This window comes from Nonomuraea sp. NPDC050540 (genome assembly GCF_044457485.1).
Classification (GTDB): Bacteria; Actinomycetota; Actinomycetes; order Streptosporangiales; family Streptosporangiaceae; genus Nonomuraea.
The window spans coordinates 84,679-107,944 of sequence record NZ_JBITHA010000012.1 but is presented as its reverse complement, the minus strand read 5'-3'; the positions used below and the strand labels follow the sequence as shown (position 1 = coordinate 107,944).

At 71.8% G+C, this 23,266-nt stretch carries 21 protein-coding genes; 12 read left to right on the top strand and 9 right to left on the bottom strand.

Annotated elements, in window-relative coordinates; all coding sequences use genetic code 11:
* Window position 1: 1 nt before the first annotated feature.
* Genes ACIBI5_RS34640 through ACIBI5_RS34615 form a run of 6 tightly spaced genes read left to right on the top strand, consistent with a single transcriptional unit; the run spans window position 2 to window position 5,188 of the window.
* Window positions 2-934 (top strand): amino acid ABC transporter permease, encoded by a 933-nt coding sequence (locus ACIBI5_RS34640; protein ID WP_397252930.1) that lies wholly within the window; start codon window positions 2-4, stop codon window positions 932-934.
* Window positions 934-1,695, top strand: coding sequence for an amino acid ABC transporter ATP-binding protein (locus tag ACIBI5_RS34635; RefSeq protein ID WP_397252929.1), 762 nt, complete (start codon window positions 934-936; stop codon window positions 1,693-1,695). The genes ACIBI5_RS34640 and ACIBI5_RS34635 overlap by 1 nt, the downstream gene beginning before the upstream one ends.
* Before the next feature lie 17 nt (window positions 1,696-1,712).
* Window positions 1,713-2,846 (top strand): N-methyl-L-tryptophan oxidase, encoded by a 1,134-nt coding sequence (gene solA, locus ACIBI5_RS34630; protein WP_397252928.1) that lies wholly within the window; start codon window positions 1,713-1,715, stop codon window positions 2,844-2,846.
* Between the two features lie 2 nt (window positions 2,847-2,848).
* On the top strand, window positions 2,849-3,847 hold the full coding sequence (locus ACIBI5_RS34625) for an aldo/keto reductase (protein WP_397252927.1): 999 nt from the start codon (window positions 2,849-2,851) through the stop codon (window positions 3,845-3,847).
* Between the two features lie 55 nt (window positions 3,848-3,902).
* Window positions 3,903-4,487, top strand: a complete 585-nt coding sequence (locus ACIBI5_RS34620; RefSeq protein ID WP_397252926.1) for an ArsR/SmtB family transcription factor — start codon at window positions 3,903-3,905, stop codon at window positions 4,485-4,487.
* Window positions 4,488-4,489: 2 nt separating this feature from the next.
* Entirely contained in the window at window positions 4,490-5,188 is a 699-nt protein-coding gene (locus tag ACIBI5_RS34615) for an SRPBCC domain-containing protein (RefSeq protein WP_397252925.1), read from the top strand.
* 15 nt (window positions 5,189-5,203) lie between these two features.
* Here the strand turns inward: ACIBI5_RS34615 and ACIBI5_RS34610 are convergent, their stop codons facing one another.
* The 6 genes from ACIBI5_RS34610 to ACIBI5_RS34585 all read right to left on the bottom strand — a co-directional run bounded on the left by ACIBI5_RS34610 (window position 5,204) and on the right by ACIBI5_RS34585 (window position 13,227).
* Window positions 5,204-6,685, bottom strand: coding sequence for a hypothetical protein (locus tag ACIBI5_RS34610; RefSeq protein WP_397252924.1), 1,482 nt, complete (start codon window positions 6,683-6,685; stop codon window positions 5,204-5,206).
* A 70-nt stretch (window positions 6,686-6,755) separates the two neighbouring features.
* The gene (locus ACIBI5_RS34605) at window positions 6,756-7,946 is read right to left on the bottom strand and encodes an erythromycin esterase family protein (RefSeq protein ID WP_397252923.1); all 1,191 of its coding nucleotides are present in this window, start codon (window positions 7,944-7,946) and stop codon (window positions 6,756-6,758) included.
* On the bottom strand, window positions 7,943-8,710 hold the full coding sequence (locus ACIBI5_RS34600; protein WP_397252922.1) for an ABC transporter permease: 768 nt from the start codon (window positions 8,708-8,710) through the stop codon (window positions 7,943-7,945). The genes ACIBI5_RS34605 and ACIBI5_RS34600 overlap by 4 nt, the downstream gene beginning before the upstream one ends.
* Window positions 8,710-9,639: an ATP-binding cassette domain-containing protein gene (locus ACIBI5_RS34595; protein ID WP_397252921.1), complete on the bottom strand. Its 930-nt coding sequence runs from the start codon at window positions 9,637-9,639 to the stop codon at window positions 8,710-8,712. Before ACIBI5_RS34595 ends, ACIBI5_RS34600 begins: the two co-directional genes overlap by 1 nt.
* 58 nt (window positions 9,640-9,697) lie before the next feature.
* Window positions 9,698-12,697, bottom strand: a complete 3,000-nt coding sequence (locus tag ACIBI5_RS34590) for a BTAD domain-containing putative transcriptional regulator (protein ID WP_397252920.1) — start codon at window positions 12,695-12,697, stop codon at window positions 9,698-9,700.
* Window positions 12,697-13,227 (bottom strand): ABATE domain-containing protein, encoded by a 531-nt coding sequence (locus ACIBI5_RS34585; RefSeq protein WP_397252919.1) that lies wholly within the window; start codon window positions 13,225-13,227, stop codon window positions 12,697-12,699. The genes ACIBI5_RS34590 and ACIBI5_RS34585 overlap by 1 nt, the downstream gene beginning before the upstream one ends.
* An 81-nt stretch (window positions 13,228-13,308) precedes the next feature.
* On the opposite strand from ACIBI5_RS34585, the gene ACIBI5_RS34580 reads away from it, so the two are divergent.
* Together ACIBI5_RS34580 and ACIBI5_RS34575 are read left to right on the top strand one after the other, a co-directional pair.
* Complete coding sequence (locus ACIBI5_RS34580) at window positions 13,309-13,755, top strand: VOC family protein (RefSeq protein WP_397252918.1); 447 nt, start codon at window positions 13,309-13,311, stop codon at window positions 13,753-13,755.
* Between the two features lie 2 nt (window positions 13,756-13,757).
* Entirely contained in the window at window positions 13,758-14,558 is an 801-nt protein-coding gene (locus ACIBI5_RS34575) for a pyridoxamine 5'-phosphate oxidase family protein (RefSeq protein ID WP_397252917.1), read from the top strand.
* Here the strand turns inward: ACIBI5_RS34575 and ACIBI5_RS34570 are convergent.
* The gene (locus ACIBI5_RS34570; protein ID WP_397252916.1) at window positions 14,555-15,382 is read right to left on the bottom strand and encodes a LuxR C-terminal-related transcriptional regulator; all 828 of its coding nucleotides are present in this window, start codon (window positions 15,380-15,382) and stop codon (window positions 14,555-14,557) included. The two genes, ACIBI5_RS34575 and ACIBI5_RS34570, sit on opposite strands and share 4 nt — an antisense overlap.
* A 70-nt stretch (window positions 15,383-15,452) precedes the next feature.
* On the opposite strand from ACIBI5_RS34570, the gene ACIBI5_RS34565 reads away from it, so the two are divergent.
* Together ACIBI5_RS34565 and ACIBI5_RS34560 are read left to right on the top strand one after the other, a co-directional pair.
* Window positions 15,453-17,060, top strand: a complete 1,608-nt coding sequence (locus ACIBI5_RS34565; protein WP_397252915.1) for an AMP-binding protein — start codon at window positions 15,453-15,455, stop codon at window positions 17,058-17,060.
* Between the two features lie 129 nt (window positions 17,061-17,189).
* The gene (locus ACIBI5_RS34560; protein ID WP_397252914.1) at window positions 17,190-18,842 is read left to right on the top strand and encodes an alkaline phosphatase D family protein; all 1,653 of its coding nucleotides are present in this window, start codon (window positions 17,190-17,192) and stop codon (window positions 18,840-18,842) included.
* Here ACIBI5_RS34560 and ACIBI5_RS34555 read toward each other — a convergent pair.
* Window positions 18,839-19,810, bottom strand: a complete 972-nt coding sequence (locus tag ACIBI5_RS34555; RefSeq protein WP_397252913.1) for an aldo/keto reductase — start codon at window positions 19,808-19,810, stop codon at window positions 18,839-18,841. The genes ACIBI5_RS34560 and ACIBI5_RS34555 overlap by 4 nt on opposite strands.
* A gap of 51 nt (window positions 19,811-19,861) precedes the next feature.
* Here ACIBI5_RS34555 and ACIBI5_RS34550 point away from each other — a divergent pair, with 51 nt between their 5' ends.
* A complete protein-coding gene (locus ACIBI5_RS34550; protein ID WP_397252912.1) occupies window positions 19,862-20,320 on the top strand; it encodes a hypothetical protein in 459 nt (152 codons plus the stop codon).
* On the opposite strand, the gene ACIBI5_RS34545 is transcribed toward ACIBI5_RS34550, so the two are convergent.
* Window positions 20,307-21,893: an ABC-F family ATP-binding cassette domain-containing protein gene (locus ACIBI5_RS34545; RefSeq protein ID WP_397252911.1), complete on the bottom strand. Its 1,587-nt coding sequence runs from the start codon at window positions 21,891-21,893 to the stop codon at window positions 20,307-20,309. The two genes, ACIBI5_RS34550 and ACIBI5_RS34545, sit on opposite strands and share 14 nt — an antisense overlap.
* A gap of 101 nt (window positions 21,894-21,994) precedes the next feature.
* Between ACIBI5_RS34545 and ACIBI5_RS34540 the strand changes: the two genes are divergently transcribed.
* Window positions 21,995-23,101, top strand: a complete 1,107-nt coding sequence (locus tag ACIBI5_RS34540) for an epoxide hydrolase family protein (RefSeq protein ID WP_397252910.1) — start codon at window positions 21,995-21,997, stop codon at window positions 23,099-23,101.
* The last annotated feature ends 165 nt before the right edge of the window (window positions 23,102-23,266 follow it).

Below are 23,266 nucleotides of genomic sequence, written 5' to 3'. Positions count from 1 at the left end.
GATGGCGACCGGCACCGTGCGGAAGAGCCGGCGGCCCGACGCCGACATCAAGGCGGTCCCGGTGCGGCGCCCGTGGCGGTGGGTCGCCACGGCGGTGGTGCTGGGCCTGCTGGCGCTGCTGGTGACGTCCATGGTCACCAACCCCCGCTACCGGTGGGAGATCGTGGCCAGGTACCTGCTGGACGGCAGCGTGCTCAACGGGCTGCTGCTCACGCTGCAGTTCACCGCGATCGCCATGGTCCTCGGCATCGTGCTGGGCGTGCTGTTCGCGGTCATGCGCAGCTCGGACAACAAGGTGCTGTCGTGGACGGCCGCGGCCTACATCTGGTTCTTCCGTGGTACGCCGCTGCTGGTCCAGCTCATCTTCTGGTTCAACCTGAGCGCGCTCTACCCGACGATCCAGCTCGGCCTGCCGTTCGGGCCGACGCTGGCCACCCTTGACGCCAACACGCTCATCACCCCGTTCATCGCGGGCGTGCTCGGGCTGGCGCTCAACGAGGGCGCGTACATGGCCGAGATCGTCCGGGCGGGGATCGTGTCCGTGCCGAAGGGGCAACTGGAGGCGGCCAGTTCGCTGGGCCTGTCCAAGAGCATGACGATGCGCAGGATCGTGCTCCCGCAGGCCATGCGGGTGATCATCCCGCCCACGGGCAACAACACGATCGCGATGCTCAAGACCAGCTCGCTGATCAGCGTGCTGGCCATCCCCGAACTGCTCTACAGCGTCCAGATCATCTACGGGCGCAACTTCCAGACCATCCCGCTGCTGCTCGTGGCCAGCATCTGGTACCTGCTGGCGACCTCGATCCTGACCTCCGTGCAGACCCGGATCGAGCGCCGTTTCTCCCCCGACCGCGACCCCGGCGACTCGTACGGCTCCCGCCTGCGCCGCAACCTGGCCGCCCGCCGCGCCCACGTCAAGGAGGACCGCTGATGTCCGCTCTGGTCCGCGCGGAGGGGGTGCACAAGCACTTCGGGCGCAACCACGTGCTCAAAGGCATCGACCTGTCCCTGGACGAAGGGCAGGTGATGTGCCTGGTCGGCCCCTCGGGGTCGGGCAAGAGCACGTTCCTGCGCTGCGTCAACCACCTGGAGACGATCAACAGAGGCCGGCTCTGGGTGGACGGCGAGCTCATCGGCTACCGGCAGAGCGGCGAGGCGCTGCACGAGCTCAACGACAAGGAGGTCTGCCGCCAGCGCGCCCGCATCGGCATGGTCTTCCAGAGCTTCAACCTGTTCCCGCATTTCACCGCGCTGGAGAACGTCGTGCTCGGCCCCTGCCTGGTGAAGAAGGAGAGCAAGGCGGCCGCCACCGCGCACGCCGAAGAACTGCTGCGCCGGGTGGGGCTGGCCGAGAAGCTGCACAGCTATCCGGCCAAGATGTCGGGCGGCCAGCAGCAGCGCGTGGCCATCGCCAGGGCGCTGGCGATGCGGCCCAGGCTCATGTTGTTCGACGAGCCGACCTCCGCGCTGGATCCCGAGCTGGTCGGCGAGGTGCTCGACGTCATGCGGGGCCTGGCCCGCGAGGGGATGACGATGATCGTCGTCACCCATGAGATGGCCTTCGCCCGGGAGGTCGGCGACACGCTCGTCTTCATGGACGACGGCGTGGTGGTCGAGTCGGGTGACCCGCGCGAGGTTCTGGCCAGGCCGCGGCACCTGCGTACCCAGACATTCCTGTCCAAGGTGTTGTGACAGATGGGAGCACATCCATGAGAGACGTCATCGTGATCGGGCTGGGCGCCATGGGCTCCATGGCCGCCTGGCAGGCCGCCGCGCGCGGCGCCTCGGTGCTCGGCGTCGAGCAGTTCGACGTCGGCCATGCGCGCGGGTCCTCGCACGGCGGGTCCCGTATTTACCGGCAGATCCTCTTCGAGGGCAAGGAGTACGTGCCGCTGGCCCGCCGTACCCTCGACTTGATCAAGGAGCTTGAGCGGGACGGCGGGCGGCTGTTCGAGCCGTCCGGCGGCCTGGTGATCGGCACCGACGGCGGCGAGCTCATCGAGGACGCGCTGGCCAGCGCCGCCGCGGGCGAGGTCGCCCACGAGTGGCTGACGCCCGACGACCTGCGCGCGCGCTATCCGCAGCATGCCGTGCTGGACGACGATGTGGCGATCTTCGAGCCGGGCGCGGGGGTCTTGCGGCCAGAGGCGTGCGTCACGGCGGCGGTGCGCGCCGCCCGGCGGGCAGGCGCCGACATCCGCACCGGCGTGCCCGTCTCGGAATTGCGCGTGCAGGACGGGCGGGTCGCGGTGACCGTGGGCGGCGAACGGTTCACGGCGGCCAGGGTGATCCTCGCCTCCGGCGCCTGGACGCTCGATCTCCTGCCGGAGGTGTCGCTGCCGCTGCGTACCCAGCGCTCGTGTCTGTCGTGGTTCAAGGCGCGCGGGGACGCGGCGGAGTATCGCCCCGGCCGATTCCCCACGTTCGTCCGCGAGAGCCATGAGGCGCACGGCTGGGGCATCCCGGACGTGGACGGCGTCGGCGTCAAGGTCGGCATCAGCGGCCCGCAGGCGAAGAAGGCGTGGCTGGAACGGCCGGAGGACAACTGGCGCGACCCGGCGCGCGAGGACCTGGCGCCGATCGAGGAGTACTGCGCGACCGCCTTCCCCGGCCTCGTCCCGCGGGTCAGCAAGGCGATGGCCTGCATGAACTCCAAGAGTCCCGACGGCGACTTCGTCATCGGCCCGGTGGGCGCCGGTGGCCGGGTGGTTTTCGCCGGCGGCTTCTCCGGCCACGGCTTCAAGCACGCGGCCGCCGTCGGCCAGATCTGCGCCCAGCTCGCCCTCGACGGCGGTTCGGAGTTCGACCTGTCGGCCTTCTCCCCCACCCGCTTCGGAGCATGACCATGGAATACACCCACCTCGGCCGCTCCGGTCTCCAGGTCGGCAGGCTGGCCCTCGGCACCATGAACTTCGGCCCGCTGACCGACGAGGCGACCTCCCACCGGCTGCTCGACCTGGCCGTGGACAGCGGCATCAACCTCGTCGACACCGCCGACGTCTACGGCGCCGACGCCAACAAGCAGGTGTACGGGCTGGAGCCGGAGAAAGGCAGGACCGAGGAGATCATCGGAACCTGGCTGTCCAAGACGCCGTCCCGCCGTGACCAGATCGTGCTGACCACCAAGGCCTACGGCGCGATGGGGCCGGGCGTGAACGACATCCGGCTGTCGGCGCGGCGCCTGCGCCGGGCGTGTGAGGAGTCGCTGCGCCGCCTCAACACCGACCACCTCGACATCTTCATGCTGCACCACGTCGACAGGTCGACGCCGTGGGAGGAGATCTGGGCGGCGTTGTCGCTGCTGCGCCGGCAGGGCAAGGTCCTGTACTTCGGTACCAGCAACCACGCGGCCTGGCACATCGTGCGCGGGCAGTCGGCGGCCGAACGGCTCGGCGAGTTCGGCTTCGTCGTCGAGCAGAGCATCTACAGCCTCATGCGGCGCACGATCGAGCTTGAGGTGTTGCCCGCGTGCCGTGATCTGGGGATCGGCGTCCTGCCGTACAGTCCGCTGCACGGCGGTCTGCTCAGCGGCATCCTGCGCAAGCGGGAGATCGCGCGGGGCAGGGCGGGCCGCGCCGAGGCGGGTCTGCGCGAGGACAGGGACCGGGTGGAACGCTACGAGCGGCTGTGTGATGAGATCGGGGAGCATCCCGCGGCCGTCGGCCTGGCGTGGCTGCTGCACCAGCCGGGCGTGACGGCTCCGATCGCGGGCGCCCGCACGGTCGAGCAGCTGACGCTCGCGCTGAAGGCGCTGACGATCCGGTTGGACGAGGACCGGCTGGCCGCGCTGGACGCCATCTTCCCGGGTCCCGGCGGCCCGGCCCCCGAGGCGTACGCCTGGTAGTACCGACAATCTTCACCGTCTTGTCAGATTTAATTGTCGGTGAGATCGTAGAGGCATGTTCGACGTGACCGTGATCGAGGACCCGGCCGCCGCCGAGGTGTCGCTGGATCCCATGCGTTCCAGGCTCCTGGCCGAGCTCGCCCAGCCCGCCTCGGCGGCGATGCTGGCCGCCCGCGTCGGGTTGCCGCGCCAGAAGGTCAACTACCATCTGCGCACGCTCGAACGGCACGGCCTGGTCGAACTCGTCGAGGAACGGCGCAAGGGCAACGCGACCGAGCGGCTGCTGCGTGCCACCGCGGCCTCCTACGTGATCTCCCCCGTCGCGCTGGCCGCCGTGCAGCCCGATCCGGCCCAGTCGCCGGACCGGCTGTCGGCGCGCTGGCTGCTGGCGCTGGCCGCACGGCTGGTCCGTGACGTGGGCGCGCTCATCACGGGCTCGGCCAAGGCGGGCAAGCGGGTGGCGACGTTCGCGCTGGACGGCGAGGTGCGCTTCGCCACCCCGGCCGCGCGGGCGGCGTTCGCGGAGGAGCTCACGCAGGCCGTCACTACGCTGGTCTCGAAATACCACGACGAAGAGGCCGCATCAGGGCGGGACCATCGCATCGTGGTCGCCGTCCACCCCAGCACGAGGGAGTCGTGAGCATGGGCCACGAGTTCGAGATCGAGCAGCGGGCCGAGGTGCCCGCGACGCCCGAGGAGATCTGGGCGGCCATCTCCACCGGGCCCGGCATCGACTCCTGGTTCATGGGCCGCAACGAGGTCGCCGACGGCGCCGTCACCACCGTGTTCGGCGACTACTCCCCCACTACCCGCATCACCGGGGCCGACCCCGGCGCCCGCTTCGCCCACGGCACCGAGACCGCCCCCGACGGCCGCTTCGTCGCCTACGAGTTCCTCATCGAGGCCCGGTCCGGCGGCACCACCGTGCTGCGCGCCGTCACCAGCGGCTTCCTGCCGGGCGACGACTGGCAGGACGAGTTCGAGGCGATGTCGGCGGGCCTGGAGCTGTTCTTCGCCACGCTGGTGGAGTACCTGACCCACTTCCCCGGCCGCACCGCCACCCCCCTCACCGTCTTCGGCCCGCCCGTGCCCGGCTGGGAGCAGGCCTGGCACGACCTCGCCAAGAAGCTCGGCCTGCCCCGCCCGGCGCGGAAGGGCGATCGGGTACGGCTGGCCGGCGAGGACGGAGTCGTCTACTTCGTCAACTCCCAGAACGTCGCCGTCCGCACGCCCACCGCCCTGTACCGCTTCATCCGCGGCTTCCACGGCCCCATGATCGCCTCCCACCACCTGTTCACCGAGGACCCCGGCATCGACTGGAAGTCCTGGCTGGATCAATGAGGCCGTGGGGGCGCGTCACTTGGCCGGGGTCAGGATCTCGAAGTAGAAGCGGTCGTTTCGCTCCAGAGGAAGGCTGACGTCCCACAGGAGCATCCGGTCATGGACGTAGTAGTCGCGAAGCGCGATGCCGGCACGGCTGTTGCCGTCCGTGAGCACTGCGCGGACGGAGAAGTCGTACTCAGGATGGTCGGCGCCTTCCAACGTGGAGGCCGGAGGGTACTCGTCACACTGCTCTCCGGGGCGCGGCCGGACGGGCAGGCCCAGGCCGAAGTACTCGGCGGCGTATGGACCTTCTCCGTAGCAGGCGCCGGTCTTGCGCTCGCCGTTTCTCCTGTGCTCGGGGTCGGGCGGTATCGTCCCCGACTGCTCGGTCCTGATGCGGTGCAGGCCGGGCGCGTCAGGGTCGCCGGGCTTGTACTTGCCGGGGATGATCTTGTCTCGGGGCGGGGGCTGCCCATCGGGCACCAGGCGGGGCCAGGTGGCGTTGGGGAAGTCCTGGGCGTTGGCGATATGAAGGGCCACTTCCGCGTGGGGGGCCTTCCCGATCTCCCACGTCAGGCGCGGAGTCGTCTCGGCGAAGACGCACGCCGCCTCGTAATGGCCGCCGCCGAGCCGGAAGTAATCCGCCGAGTCGCAGCGGACGATGCGCGGGGCGCTGTGGCCGGGCCGGGTCACGAGGCCGCCGGAAATGGCGGAGCCGAGCTCCAGCCACGAGTCGTGCAGGGTGATCCGGTCCCGGCCTTCCGCGTTGGCGGCCTGGTTGACGGTGTCCCACTTCCACCAGAGGGTCTCATCGTCCCATTGGCGGAACGGCAACACGACCGGCGCGTGGGCGACCGGGCAGGCGACGCCGCTCTGCTCGCACTTGCCGACGAGGTAGAACGGCCAGGCGGGCGCGATCGTCCGCCACAAGAACGTCCCCTCATGACGGACCGAACCCTTCTGGATGCGGCCGAACATACGGGTCCTGCGCTGGTGATTGTCGCCCTGGGTGATCAACTCGTAGGTGAACTTCGTGGTTCCGATGCGGACCAGCCGGCCGTTCTGGAAGACGTCGACCGGCATTTCCGCCTTGACGCGCTGGCAGAACACGAAGCGGTTCAGGATGTGGCCGGTGCGGCTGTCCGCCGCCGGGGTGAAGCAGTCGGCCAGCGCTTTGGGGTCGGGGTTCTCGCCGATCGGTGGGGGCGCCAGCGGCGTCTTCGCCGTTCGCGGGCCGTTCACCTCCATGCGTGCGGCGTTGATCCGCGACTCCCTGGCCACGGCGGCGATGCCGCGCTTCGTCAGCAGCGGGGACGTGTCCTTTGAAGGGCTTGCCGCAGGGGACGGGTCCGCGCGGATCCGATCCCAGTCGGCCGCGGAGAGCACGATCCCGGGTGACGCCGGTTGCCTGTCGATCGTGGGGGTGCCCGCCGCGGCCGGCAAGGCCTGCAGCAGGGACGTGCATAACGTGGCCAGCATGACGCCGACGGCCAGCCGGCGTTGTCGCGATGTCATCGGCACTCCAGAGGTTGGTTGAACGCTCGGGATCAGCCTGTCCGGGGGTGCCTCGGGCGCTCGACGACTTTCACGCCTGCCTGAAGGTCTCGGCGGACCGGGTCTCCGGGACACAGGCGACCGCGTCGTAGGCCCGGACGACGGGGACGTCCATGAAGTAGTCCAGCATCCTGATCCGCGTGAACGCCTCCGGGTCGTGGCCGCGCAGGTCGGCGATGGCCAGGGGCGCGCCGCCGTCGAAGAGCGTCTCGACGCTGCCCTCGGCCAAAGCGGGCAGTTCGACGTCGACCGCTTCGAAGCCCAGCGGGTGCTCGGGCGCGACCCGCCCGGCGGAGGTGCGGCCACCGAGGCTGGTGGCGGCGATGGAGACGTAGTCAGGGCCGAGCGCCTGGGCCAGGTGGTAGCCCTGCGGGAACAGCCCGAAGTCGCCCTCGTGCTCGATCACCGTCTTGCGGATGTGGGTGTTGTGCGTCGCCACCACGACGCGGGCGCCCTCGTCGACGAGCCGCAGCACGCTCTCGGCGCCGAAGGCGTCCAGGCACGCGGTGCCCACGGCCATGCCGCGCCCGCCGAGGTCGCGGCCCCCGTGGTCCAGGTACCAGGCGTTGCGCAGATGCTGGAACGCGGCCGCGTGCTGGGCGGCGCGGCCCTGGCCGCGCTGGTATCCGGCCATCGTCTCCATGCGCGCCAGCAGGCGGCTGATCGCCACGGTCAGCTCGTCCTGCGCCGCGATCGGGCGGCGGGCGTGGTCCATCATGGCCTTCATGCTGGGCACCTCGCGGTCGCCGCCGGCCAGCCGGAAGGCCCGGTCGGCCAGGGGGTACGCGTCGGGGTCCGCCTCCTTCATGTACGCGGCGACCGCGCGCAGGGCGGTGCGCGGGACGCCGGCCAGGCAGCCGGCGAAGCGCAGGGGGCGCTCGTGCTCGCGCATCCAGCGCAGGAGGTCGTGCATCTCCCGGCAGTCGCCCATGCCGTGGTCGATGCCGGCGGAGGCGACCTGCTCGACGGTGCCGGGGCCGCCGCGTACCCACGCGTCGATGGTGTGCGCGTCGGTGTACGGGGCTTCGAGCGCGTAGACGGTGAAGCCGCGGCGTTCGACGAGAAGGCGCAGCAGGCGGTGGCGCAGCAGGTAGAACTCGCGCACATGGTGGGAGCTCTCGCCGATCGCCACCACCCGGGCGTCGCCGACCAGGTCGAGCAGGGGTTCGAGGTCGTCGAGGGGGTCCATGGGGTCGAGGGAGCGGGATTCGACGATGTTCACTGGTTGCGCCTCCTGAAGGCGATGACGGCGAGGGGGACGAAGACGAGGAGAAAACCGGCCGACCAGATGAGGGTGGTGCTCGCCGCGGTGGCGACCGGCCCGCCGAGGAGCAGGCCGCGGGTGGCGTCGATGGCGTGGGTGACGGGGTTGACGTTGACCCAGGCCTGGAGCCAGCCGGGCAGGGTCTCGGTGGGCGCGACCATGTTGGTGCCGAAGGCCAGCGGGAAGATCCCCAGGAACCCGACGCTCTGCACGATCGAGGTCTCCTTGATGAGCACTCCGACGAGCACGTTGATCCAGCTCATGCAGAAGCCGAGGGTGACCGCCAGGGCGCAGGCGGCCAGCGCCGACACCAGGTCGGTCCTGACCCGGAAGCCCAGGAGGTAGCCGAGGAGGAACAGGGTGACGAGCGCGACGCCGTACCTGATGAGATCGCCGACGACGGAGCCGATCAGCGGCGCGGAACGGCCGATGGGCAGGCTGCGGAACCGGTCGAAGACACCTTTCTTGATGTCGACGTTGAGGCTGACGCCGGTGGACAGCAGGCCGGCCATGAGCGTCGACATCACCAGCGTGCCGGGGAAGATGTACTGCAGGTACGCCTGCGGCGACCCGGCGACGGCGCCGCCGAACAGGTAGACGAACATCAGCAGGAAGACGATCGGCAGGAACAGCGCGTCGAACAGGATGCCCGGGTTGCGGCGAGTCTTGCGCAGACCGCGCCCGGCCAGGAGCAGGCTGTGCCGGAGCAGGGCGAACGGCATCACGCGGCTCCGGTCAGTGCGAAGAAGGCCTCGTCCAGGCTGGGCAGCCGCAGCGACAGCTCGGCGACCTCGATGCCGGCCTCGGCCAGCGCCCCGACGACGGCGGTGAACGCGGCGCCGCCGTCGACGGCGACGGTCAGCACTCCTGCGGCCACGCTCGCGGGCTCGCGGCCGGTGGCCTTGGCGGTCAGTTCCGCCGCCCGCGCCAGCTCGGCCGGATCCTTGGGCCGTACCACGATGGTCTGCCCGCCGACGACCTGCTTGAGCTCGGCCGGGGTGCCGTGGGCGATGACCCGGCCGTGGTCGATCACGCAGATCTCGTCGGCCAGGGCGTCGGCCTCCTCCAGGTACTGGGTGGTGAGCAGGACCGTGCCGCCGCCGTCGGCGATGGTGCGGATCATGCGCCACAGGTCTTCCCTGCGGCCGGGGTCGAGGCCGGTGGTGGGCTCGTCGAGGAAGACGACGCTCGGTTCGCCGACGAGCCCGGCGGCCAGGTCGAGGCGGCGGCGCATGCCGCCGGAGTAGGTTCCGGCCCGCTTGCCGGCGGCCTCGGCCAGGCCGAAGCGGCCGAGCAGCTCGCTCGCGCGCCGTTCGGCCTCGGGTTTGCGCAGGTCGAGGAGGCGGCCGAGGAGGACGAGGTTCTCCGTGCCGGTCAGGTCCTCGTCCACCGAGGCGTACTGGCCGGTCAGGCCGACCATTTTGCGGACCCGCGGCGCGTGCCTGACGACGTCGAGGCCGCCCACCTCGGCGCGGCCCTCGTCGGGGCGCAGCAGCGTGGCCAGCACCCGGATGGCCGTCGTCTTGCCCGCGCCGTTGGGGCCGAGTACGCCCAAGATCGTGCCCGGCAGGGCCGCCAGGTCGACGCCGGCCAGCGCCGTCGTCTTCCCGAACCGTTTGACCAGGCCTTCCGCCTGGAACGCGTACGTCATGGGGGCCACCGTGCCCGGCGGTCCTCGCAGACCGCCCACAGATCCCTCGCAGGAGCGCTCAGCGCGTGTGAGCGAGCGCGGCCTTGACGAGGGAGATCGCGACCGCGCGGTCGAGGCGGCGGGCGTGCTCGTACGCCGCGTGGTAGGCGGGCTCGCCCAGTTCGGCGCGGAGGACGCGGGCCGGCCGTTCGACGTCGGGGTGGCGGGCGTCGGGGCCGCCTCTCAACGCGTGCGCGGCGCCGAGCACTCCGGCCGCCTCCGAGGCGTCGGTGGCCAGGCGCCAGGAGGCCACGGCGACCGCGGCCATGGCCACCAGCGGCATGTCCCAGATCTCCAGGGCCAGGGCGAACGCCTCGGCCAGGTCGGGCCCGGCGTCCTCGCCTCTGGCCACCGCCAGCTGGGCGCGGGCCAGGAGGAAGAGCGGGTCCCTGCTCACGGCCGCCTCGGCCAGGTGCCGGGCGGCGGCGTCGAGGTCGCCGTCGAAGCGGGCGAGGTTGGCCAGCTGGACCCGGGCGAGCCCGAGCCGGCTCGCGGGCGGGTTGCCGCGAAGGACGTCGAGCAGTTCCGCGCGGGCCGCGGCCGTCTGCCCGGTGTGGCTGCGGACCATGGCCAGCCAGACCCGTTGTCCGTCGCCGGTCCCGAGGTCGCGCGCCAGCCCGATCGACTCCTCCAGCGCCGCGGCGCCCGCCTCGAAGTCGCCGAGCGTGGTGCGGGCGAAGGCCAGGTAGCTCAGCGCGGTCGCCTGTCCCCAGTGCTCGCCGCAGGCGCGGAACGCCGTCGCCGCCTGCCCGAGATCGGTGCGCATCGCCTCCATGTCCCCGAGACCGCCGTCCAGGAACGACCGCACGAACCACAACACCCCCCGATCCCACGCCGCGGATCGGGGCAGACCGGCGTCGATCGCGGCCAGTCCGGGCGCGGCGTCACCGGTGATCAGCGCGACAAGGGCCTCGATCATCGCCTTGGTCGCGGGCCGCTCGCACCCGGCCGCGAGCGCGAGCAGCCCGCCGGCCTCGCCCTTGGCGCGGCCCCCTTCCGCGGCCAGAACCAGATTGAGCAGGTACGCCGCCGCGACCTCCGGATGCGGCGCCACGTTCAGCACCCCGCGCAGCAGGGCTGCCGCTTCGCCCGGATCCTCCGCGATCGTCCAGAAGAAGCGCAGGCCGGCCCCGAGCCGCGACGCGGTGGCCGCGTCCCCGGAATCCGCGGCGAACCGCACCGCCGCCAGCAGATCGTCCCGGTCGGCCCGCAGCCGCCGGACCCAGGTGAGCTGTCCGGCCCCGCGCAGCCGCGGCTCGGCGTGTTCGGCCAGCTCGGCGAAGTAGGCGGCATGCGCCGCCCTGGCCTCCGCCAGCCCGCCGGACTCCGCGAGCCGTTCCAGGCCGTACTCCCTGACGGTCTCCAGCATCAGGTAGCGCGGCTGCGGCCCCGGCACGAACTGCAGCAGCGAACGGTCGGCGAAGTCCTCCACCGCCGCCCACCCCGACACGCGGGCCGCCGCCTCCGGCGTGAACGAGCCGGGGAAGACCGCGAGCCGTTCGACCGCCGCCCGCTCCTCCCGCGACAGCAGGTCCCAGCTCCACGACACGACCGCACGCAGTGTGCGATGGCGCGGCAACGCCGTACGGCTGCCGCCGGTCAGCATCAGGAAGCGGTCGCCCAGCCCGGCGGCCACCTGTTCCACGCTCGCGTACCGCAGCCGTGCCGCCGCCAGCTCGATCGCCAGCGGCAGCCCGTCCAGGCGCGCGCAGATCCGCTCGGCGGCGGCCCGGCCTTCCTCGCTCAGCGTGAACCCGGGCCGCACGGCCGCCGCCCGGTCGGCGAGCAGCCGTACCCCGTCGGCGGCGGGCAGCGGCGCGAGCGGGCTCAGCGCCTCCCCGAGCAGGCCGAGCGGCTCACGGCTGGTGGCCAGGACGCGCAGGTGCGGGCACCGGCCGAGCAGGTCCTCGACGAGGCGGGCGGCGGCGTCGATCAGGTGCTCGCAGTTGTCCAGCACGATGAGCGTCGGGCTCGCGGGCAGCGCGTCGGCCAGCCGTCCCATCTGGTCGCCCGGCCTGCCCGGACCGGTCAGGCCCAGGGTGGTGACGATGGTCTGCGGCAATGCCGCCGGGTCGGTCACCGATGCCAGCTCGACCAGCCAGGCGCCGCCGGGGAACCCGGCCGCCAGCTCGCTCGCGGCCCGCGTCGCCAGCCGGCTCTTGCCGACGCCACCCGGGCCGAGGAGCGTGACCAGCCGCCGCTCGTTCAGTTGCCGGATCAGGTGCGCCTGCTCCTCGACGCGGCCGACGAAGCTGGACAGCGGCGCGCGCAGGTTGCCGCGTACGGGGCTTTCTGCGCGCAAAAGAGCCAGGTGGAGCTCTTTCAGTTCCGGTCCGGGGCCGGCGCCCAGTTCCTCGGCCAGCGTCGCACGGAAGGACTCGAAGGCGGCGAGCGCTTCGGCCCGGCGGCCGGTGGCGTGGAGGGTTTCGATGAGCAGGGCCCGCAGCCGTTCACGAAGGGGGTGGGCGGCGAGGAGTTCCTCCAGCTCGGCCACGAGGGCGGAGTGGTCTCCGCTCAGCCGCAGCTCGGCGGCGATCCGGTCCTCTGTGGCGGCCAGTCTGAGCTCGTGGAGCCTCGCGGCGGCGGCCCATGCGTAGGGTGCGTCGGCCACGTCGGTCAGCGCCTCGCCGCGCCAGAGCGCCAGTGCCGCGCGCAGCCGTTCCACGGCCGGTTGCGGGTCGTCCTCGCGCAGCGCCTGCCTGCCCTGACGCGCCAGGCGTTCGAAACGCAGGGCGTCCACGGCGTCGGGCGGGAGGTCCAGGCGGTACCCGCCGGGAACTTGCAGGATGGCCGCCGGCAGGGCGCGGCGCAGCCGGGAGACGAGGGAGTGCAGGGAGTGCACGGGGTCGGCCGGGCCGTCCTGCGGCCAGAGCGCCCCGGTGAGCGCCTCCACCGCGACCACGCTGCCCGCGTCCAGAGCCAGCCGGATCAGCAGCGCGCGCAGCCGGGCGCCTCCGACCTGCACCTTCTCGCCGCCGCCGTCGGTGACCTCCAGCGGGCCCAGGACCCCCACGCGCATTACGCGCCCTTGGTGCGGGCGTAGTGGCGGGCCACCCGCACGCGGTTGCCGCAGCCGGTCGAGCACCATTCCCGGCGCGGGTGCTCCTTCAGGAAGAACTGCACGCAGCCGGGCGCCCCGCAGGGCCGTACGTGGTCGCGGTCGGGGCCGGTCAGCAGCAGGATCGCCTGCTCGGCCACCTCGGCGACGGCCGCCAGGACGGGCGGCCGCGCCGAACGGGCCGTGACCGACGGCGGCTCACCCCATGCCAGCTCACGCCATCGCGGCGCCGCCCGCACCGCGTCGTTGAGCGCGCGGACGTGCTCGTCCGTTTCCTGCGCGCCTCCCATCAGGGCGCGTACGGCGTCGCGGGCCCGCCGGGCGGCGGCGGCCTCGTCGTCACCGATCGCCAGGAGGTCGGCCTCGTCCAGGCGTACCTCCAGCTCGGAACGCCGCTCACGCAGCCATGCGGCGAGACCGGCGGCAGTGGCCAGCGCGTCCCCCGTGGAGACGCGGACGGTGTTGGCGAAGGCGACGGCGATGTGCACCACTCTGCTAATGCTACCCCGCACTTGCACCCATTAGCGACTAATGCTTGAATTGCGGTACATCCATTAGAAGGGAGTCGCTCTGTGGCGACCGCACTCCAGACCGGGCACGTCGGGCTCAACGTCACCGAACTCGACCGCTCGATCGACTTCTACTGCCAGGTCTTCGGCCTCGGCCTGTACGGCAAGACCGACGGCGGCGACTGGCGCTACGCCCGGCTCGGCCGGCCGGAGGAACTCGTGCTCACGCTGTGGGAGCAGAGCTCGGGACGCTTCGACGGCGACCGGCCCGGACTGCACCACCTGTCCTTCGAAGCGCCCGGCATCGACGAACTGGAGGCGATCGAGGCCCGGCTGCGCGAGCTCGGCGTGGCCATCCGGCACGACGGGATCGTCCCGCACGGCACGGGCCGCGAATCCGGCGGGCTGTTCTTCGAAGACCCCGACGGCACCCGGCTGGAGATCTACGTGACCGAGGGAGTCACCACCCCCGCCCCGCACGAGGACGCCCCCACCTGCGGATTCTTCTAGCCATGGGCATTCATCCCGGTGAGGTGAGCGCGCAGCGGCGCGCGGGCATCACGAAGCTGCTCGGCTCGGCCCGTGCCCGCCCCGAGCTGCCCGAGGTGGCCAGGGAGTTCCTGCGCCGCCAGCGGATGCTGGTCGTCGGCACGAGCTCGCGGATCGGGCTGATGACGGGCGAGCCCGGATTCATCGAGCCGCTCGGGGCGACGACGCTGGCCGTACGCGGGCAGCCGCCGTTCGAGGCCGGCGGGGAGATCGGGACGCTGGCGATCGAGCCGTGGACGCGGCGGCGCATGCGGGTCAACGGCACCGCCACGCAGGAGGGCGACCGGCTGGTCATCGAGACCGACCAGGTGATCGCGAACTGCCCCAAGTACATCGTGATCAGGGAGATCACCTCGGTGGCCGAGCCGGAGGCGCGCCGTACCGTGGAGCACGCGGCGCTCACCGACGGGCACCGGCGGTGGATCGAGAGCGCCGACACCTTCTTCATCGCCACCCGCGCGGACGGTCAGGGCGCGGACGTCTCACATCGCGGCGGCCCGCCCGGCTTCGTGGACGTGCCGGAGCCCGGACGGCTGCGCTGGGCCGACTACCTGGGCAACTTCATGTTCCTGACGCTCGGGAACCTGGAGCTGGAACCGGCCGCCGGGCTGTTGTTCGTGGACTGGGAGCGGGGGCACACCCTGCGGCTGGCCGGTCGCGCCCGCGCCGACTGGAGCGGCGAGCAGCGGATGATCGACTTCGAGGTGGAGGAGGTCGCGGAGACCATCGGGGACAGCCCGCTGCGCTGGGCCCTGCGCCCTTAGGGGAGCAGGCCCGCGCGCCGGGCCGCCACCACGGTCTCCATCCTGGTGTGGGTGCCGAGCTTGCGCATCGCGCCGCGCAGGTAGCTCTTGACCGTCTCGGGCCGAAGCCCCAGCCGCTCGCCGGCCTCGGCGTTGCCGCAGCCCACCGCGACCAGCGACAGCACGTCGATCTCGCGGGGCGAGAGCGGGTTGCGCGCGGGCGGCGGCGCGTGCGGCGCGCCCAGCCGCTCGCACACGTCCCGCAGGCGCTCGCGCAGGGCCGGGTCGGTGATCTCCTGGGCGATGGAGCGCAGCTCGGCGTGCGCCTCACGCAGGTTCTCCCGTTCCGGCCCGGTCGGCCGCTCGCGGGCCGCGCGGGTGATCGCGGCGGTCTCCAGCTCGGCCATCCGCCGCTCCACCTCAGCCTGTACGGCCAGCTCCACGCCGAGCCGGGCGGCGATCCTGCCCATGGCGTCGAGCACGCGGGTACCGAGGGTGAGCGGCTCGCGGATGCCGCCGTACAGCAGCCCGCCGACGCTCTCCCCCACGACCACCGGGACGGCCGCGATCGCCCGCAGGCCCTCGGCGCCCACGGGCTGGTCGTACTCGTGGCTGATGCGCGCGTCGGTGGCGTAGTCCTCGACGCTGCCCGGCCGGGCGGTGACCAGCACCCGGCCGCCCAGGCCGCTGCCTGCCCGGATGGCCAGCCCGCGCAGCGCGCCGGTCGTGGTCCCGGCCAGCTCGGTCAGCCGCACGGTACGGCCCGCCGTCACGGTGCCGCCGAACAGCACGGGCAGGCCGGTGACGTGCCGCATCCGGGCCAGCGCCGCCCGCAGTGCCACCATTACTCCAGCATGGCACGGCCACCCCCGAACGGGGGTAGCGCCGGGCAGGACCCTGCCGGATGCTTCCGTCATGGGTGACTCACACGCGTCAGGCGTCTCCGCGCTTCCTCTGCTGGGCCAGACCATCGGGGACAATCTGGAGCGCGCCGCGGCCCGCTTCGCCGACCGTGAGGCCCTGGTCGACGTGGCGAGCGGACGGCGCTGGACCTATGCCGAGTTCGACGCCGCCGTCGACGAGGTCGCGCTCGGCCTCATGGCCAGGGGCATCGCCAAGGGAGACCGGGTCGGCATCTGGGCGCCGAACTGCGCCGAGTGGGTGCTGACGCAGTACGCCACCGCCAAGATCGGCGCGATCCTGGTCAACGTCAACCCGGCCTACCGAGGGCACGAGCTGGACTTCGTGGTCCGCCAGTCCGGCATGCGGCTGCTGGTCAGCGCGGTGGCGTTCAAGACCGGCGACTACCGGGCGATGCTCGCCGAGATCGGCTTCGAGCAGGTGGTCTTCATCGGCGAGCGGGGCTGGGAGGAGCTGGTGGCGAGCGGCCGCGGCGCCGACCGGGCGGCTCTGCGCGAGCGCGCCGCCACGCTCTCCTTCGACGACCCGATCAACATCCAGTACACCTCGGGCACGACCGGCTTCCCCAAGGGCGCGACGCTCTCGCACCACAACATCCTCAACAACGGCTACTTCGTCGCCGAGGGCCTCGGCTACACCGAGGCCGACCGGGTGTGCCTGCCGGTGCCGCTCTACCACTGCTTCGGGATGGTCATGGGCAACCTCGGGGCCACCTCGCACGGCGCGTGCGTGGTGCTGCCCGCGCCCGGCTTCGACCCCGAGGCCACGCTGCGGGCCGTGGAGAGCGAGCGCTGCACCTCCCTGTACGGCGTGCCGACCATGTTCATCGCCGAGCTCGGCCACCCGCGCTTCGCCGAGTTCGACCTGTCCAGCCTGCGCACCGGCATCATGGCGGGCTCGCCCTGCCCGGTCGAGGTGATGAAGCGGGTGGCCGGCGAGATGCACATGGAGGAGGTGGCGATCTGCTACGGCATGACCGAGACCTCCCCGGTGTCCACGATGACCGGGCGCGATGACGGGCTGGCCCGCCGTACCGAGACGGTCGGGCAGGTCATGCCGCACCTGGAGGTCAAGATCGTGCACCCGGAGACCGGGCTGGTGGTGCCCCGCGGCGAGCCGGGCGAGCTGTGCACGCGCGGGTACTCGGTGATGCTCGGCTACTGGGACGAGCCCTCGAAGACGGCCGAGGCCGTCGACGCCGCCCGCTGGATGCACACCGGAGACCTCGCCACCATGGACGAGGAGGGCTACGTCAACATCGTCGGCCGGATCAAGGACATGGTCATCCGCGGTGGTGAGAACGTCTACCCGCGCGAGATCGAGGAGTACCTCTACACCCATCCCGACGTGGCCGACGTGCAGGTGATCGGCGTGCCGGACAGCAAGTACGGCGAGGAGCTCATGGCCTGGATCGTCATGCGCCCCGGCGCGGAGCCGCTGACGGCCGAGGCGGTCAGGGAGTTCTGCGCGGGCCGCCTGGCCCACTACAAGATCCCCCGCTACATTCACCTGGTCGAGCGGTTCCCGATGACGGTCACCGGCAAGATCCGCAAGGTCGAGATGAGGGAGCGGGCGGTGGAGCTCCTGGACCTCCCCGGATAGTGGACAGAATTTCTGAACAAATGATCCCTTCATCACGATGTCGGGAAATATCAACTTCTAGATCACTTCGGGCTCCTGTGTTCATGGTGGGGTGGGCGCGCCCTTCTCCCATGAACCACAGGAGCGCGCATGAACAAGGTCTCCCGCCGGGGTTTCCTCACCGCCACCCTCGTGGCCGGCTCGGCCGCGGCCATCCCCAGCTGGGCCGGCGCGGCCGGCGCCTCATCCACCCCCTTCACCCTCGGTGTCGCCTCCGGTGACCCGGCCCCCGACGGGGTCGTGCTCTGGACCAGGCTGGCCCCCGACCCGCTCGCCGTCGACGGCCGCGGCGGCATGCCCGAGCGGCCCGTGCCCGTGCAGTGGCAGGTGGCCGCCGACGAGGGCTTTCGCCGCGTCGTCCGCGAAGGCCACACGCTCGCGCGGCCCCAGTACGGCCACAGCGTCCACGTCGAACTGCACGGCCTGCGCCCCGGGCGCGACTACTTCTACCGCTTCCGCGCCGGGGGCGAGATCAGCCCGGCCGGCCGTACCAAGACCGCTCCCCCGCCCGGCGCCCGCCCGGACAGCCTGGCCTTCGCCTTCGTCTCCTGCCAGAACTGGTACGAAGGCTTCTACACCGCCTACCGGCACCTGGCCCAGGAGGATCTCGACGTCCTGTTTCACCTGGGCGACTACCTGTACGAGTACGGCGTCGGCGCGACCGGCGGCGTACGCGGGATCGCCCTGCCCGAGCAATACCTCAAGGAGACCTTCACCCTCACCGAGTACCGCAACCGCCACGCCCTCTACCGCACCGACACCGACCTGCAGGCGGCGCACGCGGCGTTCCCGTGGATGGTGACGGTCGACGACCACGACGTCGAGAACAACTGGGCCAAGGACATCTCCCAGATCGACACCGAGCCGGACCAGGACCGCCAGGTCTTCCTGCAGCGGCGGGCCGCGGCCTTCCAGGCCTTCTACGAGCACATGCCGCTGCGCCGATCGGCGCTGCCCCAGGGCGCCGACATGCGGCTCTACCGGCGGCAGGCGTTCGGCCGGCTGGCCGCGTTCAGCGTGCTGGACACCCGCCAGTACCGCGACGACCAGCCCTGCGGCGACGGCGAGAAGGCCGGCTGCGCCGAGCGCCTGGACCCGAACCGCACCATGCTCGGCGAGCGCCAGGAGGCCTGGCTCCTCGACAGCCTCGGCCGCTCCCACACCACCTGGAACATCCTGGCCAACCAGCTGCTCATGGCTCCGCTGGACCACGACGCGAGCCCGGACGTCCAGTCGTTCGGCATGGACCTGTGGGACGGCTACGCCGCCGCCCGCGACCGGCTGCTCACCGGGATGGTCCAGCGCGGGGTGCGCAACCCCGTGGTGATCTCCGGCGACATCCACCGCAGCCTGGCCGCCGAACTCACCACGGACTTCGACGACCCGAACGCCCCGGTCATGGGCGTGGAGTTCGCCGGCACCTCGATCTCCTCCGGCAAGGACGGCGCCGACCAGGACCGGATCGGGCAGATCTTCATGCGGGCCAACCCGCACCTGAAGTTCCACAACGTGCAGCGCGGCTACGTCCGGGCCAAGGCCACCCCGGACACGCTCACCGTCGACTACCAGGTCGTCCCGTACGTCTCCCGGCCCGGCGCGCCCGTCTCCACCCGGGCCTCCTTCGCCGTCGAGGCGGGCCGTCCCGGTCTGCACCAGACCGCCGACAACCCGCCCGTGGGCGTCCGCTTCGACCCGGACGTGGCCGGCCCGCTCGACCACCTGGCCGAGCAGAGCGCCCGCTAGGGCATGTACTCGCGCGCCTGGTACGGCTCGGACAGGAACGCGACCTCCTTGTCCGACAGCTTCACCGCGGCGGCGGCGACCGCGTCGTCGATCTGCGCCGCCTTGGTGGTGCCGACGATCGGCGCGGTCAGCCCCGGCTGGTGCATGAGCCAGGCCAGCGCGACCTGGGCCGGCGGCAGCTCGCGCTCGGCCGCCACCTGGATGAGGCGGTCGAGGATGGCCCGGTTGTTGTCGGTCTCGTAGGTGGCCGGGATGCGGCCGTCGTTGGCGCTGCGCGTCGTGGCCGCCTGCGCGAGCGCGGGCCGGGCCAGCACCCCGCGCGCCAGCGGGCCCCAGGGGATCACGCCCACGCCCTGGTCGCGGCAGAGCGGCAGCATCTCCCGCTCCTCCTCGCGATAGAGCAGGTTGTACTGCGGCTGCATCGACACGAACCTCGTCCACCCGTTGACCTCGGCCACGTGCTGTGCCTTGGCGAACTGCCAGGCCCGCATGGTGGAGGCGCCGAGATAGCGGACCTTGCCGGAGCGCACGACATCGTGCAGCGCCGCCATGGTCTCCTCGATCGGCGTCTCCTCGTCCCAGCGGTGGATCTGGTAGAGGTCCACGTAGTCGGTGCCGAGCCGTTCCAGCGAGGCGTCGAGCGCCGCCATGATGTGCTTGCGCGACAGCCCGCGGTCGTTCTGCCCCTCGCCCGTGGGGAAGAAGACCTTCGTGGCCAGCACGTAGTCCTCACGCCTGGCGAACGTGCGCCGCAGCACGTTGCCGGTGATCACCTCGCTGCCGCCGGTGCTGTACATGTCGGCGGTGTCGAAGAAGGTCACGCCGCCGTCCGCGGCCCGCCGGACGATGGCCTCCGCCTGCTCCTCGGGGACGAACCAGTCCAGCAGGTCCGGATCGCCGAAGCTCATCATGCCCAGGCACACCCGGGACACCTTCAGGCCACTGCTCCCCAAACGGATGTATTCCATGACATCGATCCTTCCATCCCGCGTTAAGTGTTCGGGCCATACGGTCCGGTCATGACCACCAACGATGAGGATCCGGCGGTCGCCGTCGCCGACATGGTCGGGCACGTCCTGCGCCTGGCCGGCACCTGGACCCGATGGGACGGCGAACTGCGCCCGGTCGACGACCGCGTCTACACCCCGCACAAGGCGATCCGCCGGGTGGCCGACCACATGATCGACCACCTGGCGGAGGTGGAGGCGCGCCTGGCGGGCCTGCCCACGATCCCCGACCACTGGCACGCCTCCGTCGTCACCACCGAGCACGACATGGCGCCCTTCACCAGGGACGACCTGGACGAGGCGGCCAGCAGGCTCAACCGGCTGGCCCAGATCTGGACCGTCCGGCTCGGCTCACTGACCGAGGAACGCCTCGACAGCAGCCCCGGCGACGGCTGGAGCATCCGGCGGGTCGCCCTCCACCTGGCCGGATCCACCTATTACGCCGACGCCGTCGGGGTCATGCCAGAGTGACCAGCTCGCCGTAGCCGGGGCTCCAGAGGTCCTCGACGCCGTCGGGCAGCACGAGCACCCGGTCGGGACGCAGCGCCTCGACCGCCTCCTCGTCGTGGGTGACCATGACCACCGCGCCCTCGTACCCGCCGACCGCCGCGAGCACCTCCGCGCGCGAGGCCGAATCGAGGTTGTTGGTCGGCTCGTCGAGCAGTAGCACGTTGGCCCGCGAGCTGACCAGCCCGGCCAGGGCCAGCCTGGTCTTCTCCCCGCCGGACAGCACCCCGGCCGGCTTGTCCACGTCGTCGCCGCCGAACAGGAAGGCGCCCAGCACCGAACGCGCCTCGCCGTCGCTCAGCTGGGGCGCGTGCGCGGCGAGGTTCTGCCGCACGGTACGCCCGGGGTCGAGCGTGTCGTGCTCCTGGGCGAAGTAGCCCAGCCGCAGCCCGTGCCCGTGCACGACCCGGCCGGAGTCGGGATGCTCGTGCCCGGCCAGCAGCCGCAGCAGCGTGGTCTTGCCCGCGCCGTTGAAACCGAGCACGACCAGGCGGCTGCCCCGGTCCACGGCGAGGTCGACGCCGTTCAGGACGTCGAGCGCGCCGTAGGACTTGGTGAGGCTGACCGCGCCGAGCGGGGTCCGCCCGCTCGGAGCGGGCTCGGGCAGGCGGATCTTCGCCACTTTGCCGGTACGGCGGGCCGGCCGTACCTCCGCCAGCATGCGGTCGGCCCTGCGGGCCATGTCGCGCGCCCGCGTCGCCGTGGAGGAACGCGCCCGCATCTTGTCCGCCTGCGCGTGCAGGGCGGCGGCCTTGCGTTCCGCCACCGCCCGGTGCCGCGCGTCGCGGCGCTCTCCGGCGGCGCGGTCGGTGAGATAGGTGTGCCAGCCGGTGTTGTGGATCTCCAGGGTGGCGTGCTCGGCCTCGACGTGCCACACCCGGTTGACCACGTCGGCGACCAGCTCCGTGTCGTGGCTGATCATGACGAGACCGCCGGAGTAGCCGGTCAGGAAGCCGCGCAGCCAGGTGACGGAGTCGGCGTCGAGGTGGTTGGTGGGCTCGTCGAGCAGCAGCGTGCCCTGGTCGGCGAACAGGACGCGGGCCAGTTCGACCCGGCGGCGCTGCCCGCCCGACAGGGTGCCGAGCGGCTGCGTCATGGCTCGCTCCGGCAGGCCGAGCCCGGCGGCCACGCGGGCCGCCTCGGCTTCGGCAGGGTAGCCGCCGCGGGCCTGGAACTCGTCGTCCGCGCGGACGTAGCGGGCCATCGCCCGTTCGGCACCGGCGGCCAGGGCCTGTTCGGCGGCGCGCAGCTCGCGTACGGCGGCGTCCATGCCGCGTGCCGACAGGATGCGGTCGGTGACCGAGACGGCGGGATCGGCGGCGGCCGGGTCCTGCGGGAGGTAGCCGATCGGCCCGGACGCGGTGATCGTGCCGGCCGCCGGAGGCAGCTGCCCGGCCAGCGTACGCAGGAGGGTGGTCTTGCCCGCGCCGTTGCGGCCGACCAGGCCGACGCGGTCGCCGGGGGCGATGTGGGCGGTGATGCCGGAAAGAAGAAGACGGGCGCCGACGCGCACGTCGACCCCACGGAAGGTAAGCATGGGATGACACTCCGAAACGACTTAAGGACACACGGGTGGCGGGAAACGTGTGCGGCAGCTAAGACGTGTAGGGAGTAGACATGCGTCCAGTATAAAGGGCCATGACAATCGAGGCATTCGATATTTCGCTCGGCGACGATGTCCTGCTTGACCTGCGGGAACGCCTGAGCCGCACCCTTTACACCCAGCCCTCGGACTCGGCCTACTGGGCGGCCGGCGTCGATCCCGGCTACCTGCGCGAACTCGTTGCCTACTGGGCCGGGGAGTTCGACTGGCGGGCGGCCGAGGCGAGGCTCAACGCCTTCCCGCAGTTCCTCGCCGACGTGGGCGGGCGCAAGGTGCACTTCGTCCACCTGCGCTCCGAGCGGCCGGAGGGCGCCCTGCCGCTGGTGCTGACCCACGGCTGGCCCAGCAGTTTCGTGGAGATGCTGCGGGTCGCGCCGCTGCTGACCGGCCGGTTCGACGTGGTGGTCCCGTCGCTGCCCGGATTCCTGTTCTCCGAACTGCCGCAGCAGGCCTACACCCGGCGCGGCGTCGCCGAGACCTGGCACGAGCTGATGACCGGCGTGCTGGGGTACGAGCGCTTCGGCGCGTTCGGCGGTGACATCGGCGGCGGCGTCACCCAGTGGCTCGGCGCGTTGTTCCCCGAGTCGGTGGCCGGGGTGCACGTGACTTCCGCCGTCAGCACAGCCGACTTCAGCGAGCGGCCCCCGACGCCGGAGGAGCAGGCCTACCTCGACCACCTGGCCGCCTACGACGAGCGCGACCAGGGCTACAGCGAGATCATGTGGACCCGCCCCGACACGATCGCCGCCGCGCTGGCCGACTCCCCCGCCGGGCTGGCCGCCTGGATCATCGACAAGTACCGCGACTGGAGCGACTGCGACGGCGACCTCGAGAAGCGCTGGGACAAGGACACCCTGTGCACCGTCGCCACCCTCTACTGGGCCACCGGCACCATCGGCTCCTCCTTCCGCCAGTACTACGACTACCCGAACAACCGGCCCGTCCCGCCGATCTCCGTACCGGCCGCGATCACGCTCAGCAACGAGCCCGCGTACACAGGCCTGCCCCGCTCACTGCCCGAGCGCCTGTGCTCCGACCTGCGCCACTGGAGCACACCGGGCAAGGGCGGCCACTTCATGGCCCATGAGGAGCCCGAACAGGTGGCCCGCGAGATCACGGAGTTCTTCGGCACGCTGCGCTGAAGGCTTCCGCCGTACCCGCCATTCCGGTGGGTACGGCGGGTATCCGTCCTCTGCCTTCACAGTCCGCGTGTCCGCGTGTTCCGGAGGCGATCGCACGCGACCAAAGGCGCTCCCATCAATAGGCTCTTCCGGGCCCGACCGTGCTCGTGGGCGCAAGCGGCGTAC

Coding starts and splice junctions, on each gene's coding strand:
- ACIBI5_RS34600 (WP_397252922.1), bottom strand. CDS start 8,710: ATGCCGTTCGCCCTGCTCCGGCACAGCCTGCTCCTGGCCGGGCGCGGT.
- ACIBI5_RS34550 (WP_397252912.1), top strand. CDS start 19,862: ATGACCACCAACGATGAGGATCCGGCGGTCGCCGTCGCCGACATGGTC.
- ACIBI5_RS34560 (WP_397252914.1), top strand. CDS start 17,190: ATGAACAAGGTCTCCCGCCGGGGTTTCCTCACCGCCACCCTCGTGGCC.
- ACIBI5_RS34575 (WP_397252917.1), top strand. CDS start 13,758: ATGGGCATTCATCCCGGTGAGGTGAGCGCGCAGCGGCGCGCGGGCATC.
- ACIBI5_RS34640 (WP_397252930.1), top strand. CDS start 2: ATGGCGACCGGCACCGTGCGGAAGAGCCGGCGGCCCGACGCCGACATC.
- ACIBI5_RS34545 (WP_397252911.1), bottom strand. CDS start 21,893: ATGCTTACCTTCCGTGGGGTCGACGTGCGCGTCGGCGCCCGTCTTCTT.
- ACIBI5_RS34555 (WP_397252913.1), bottom strand. CDS start 19,810: ATGGAATACATCCGTTTGGGGAGCAGTGGCCTGAAGGTGTCCCGGGTG.
- ACIBI5_RS34595 (WP_397252921.1), bottom strand. CDS start 9,639: ATGACGTACGCGTTCCAGGCGGAAGGCCTGGTCAAACGGTTCGGGAAG.
- ACIBI5_RS34610 (WP_397252924.1), bottom strand. CDS start 6,685: ATGACATCGCGACAACGCCGGCTGGCCGTCGGCGTCATGCTGGCCACG.
- ACIBI5_RS34625 (WP_397252927.1), top strand. CDS start 2,849: ATGGAATACACCCACCTCGGCCGCTCCGGTCTCCAGGTCGGCAGGCTG.
- solA (WP_397252928.1), top strand. CDS start 1,713: ATGAGAGACGTCATCGTGATCGGGCTGGGCGCCATGGGCTCCATGGCC.
- ACIBI5_RS34620 (WP_397252926.1), top strand. CDS start 3,903: ATGTTCGACGTGACCGTGATCGAGGACCCGGCCGCCGCCGAGGTGTCG.
- ACIBI5_RS34615 (WP_397252925.1), top strand. CDS start 4,490: ATGGGCCACGAGTTCGAGATCGAGCAGCGGGCCGAGGTGCCCGCGACG.
- ACIBI5_RS34635 (WP_397252929.1), top strand. CDS start 934: ATGTCCGCTCTGGTCCGCGCGGAGGGGGTGCACAAGCACTTCGGGCGC.
- ACIBI5_RS34590 (WP_397252920.1), bottom strand. CDS start 12,697: ATGCGCGTGGGGGTCCTGGGCCCGCTGGAGGTCACCGACGGCGGCGGC.
- ACIBI5_RS34565 (WP_397252915.1), top strand. CDS start 15,453: ATGGGTGACTCACACGCGTCAGGCGTCTCCGCGCTTCCTCTGCTGGGC.
- ACIBI5_RS34570 (WP_397252916.1), bottom strand. CDS start 15,382: ATGGTGGCACTGCGGGCGGCGCTGGCCCGGATGCGGCACGTCACCGGC.
- ACIBI5_RS34540 (WP_397252910.1), top strand. CDS start 21,995: ATGACAATCGAGGCATTCGATATTTCGCTCGGCGACGATGTCCTGCTT.